We start from the raw sequence: 305 nt of genomic DNA, 5'->3' as shown, positions 1-305 counted from the left end.
AGATAAAAAGGCTTACTATATCTCTCGTATCAAGTCGAATACACGTATTTATCAAAAAAATCCCAATCCCGATTATTTTCAAGATGGAAGAATCAAGAAAGGTACAGAGTATATACAGATAGATATGGAAATCTTAATGAACTCTCTTCAACCAGGACAAACATGTGAAATATCCACCGCTTATGTAGGAATGACTGATAAAGTACCAACTCGTGTGATTGTTCATCGACTTACAGAAGAACAACAAAAAAAACGTCTACAAGATCAAGCTGTTCGAGAGAAAAAGAAAGGAATGAAGTATTCTT

1 pseudogene is annotated in these 305 nt (G+C 34.1%); it reads left to right on the top strand.

Features of this window, described 5'->3' with window-relative positions:
• Positions 1-305: pseudogene (locus FT637_RS29760) on the top strand (IS4 family transposase); the annotation flags it as partial.

This window comes from Bacillus cereus (assembly GCF_015071065.1).
GTDB classification, from domain to species: Bacteria; Bacillota; Bacilli; order Bacillales; family Bacillaceae_G; genus Bacillus_A; species Bacillus_A cereus_BA.
This window is presented reverse-complemented; position numbering and strand designations above follow the sequence as displayed.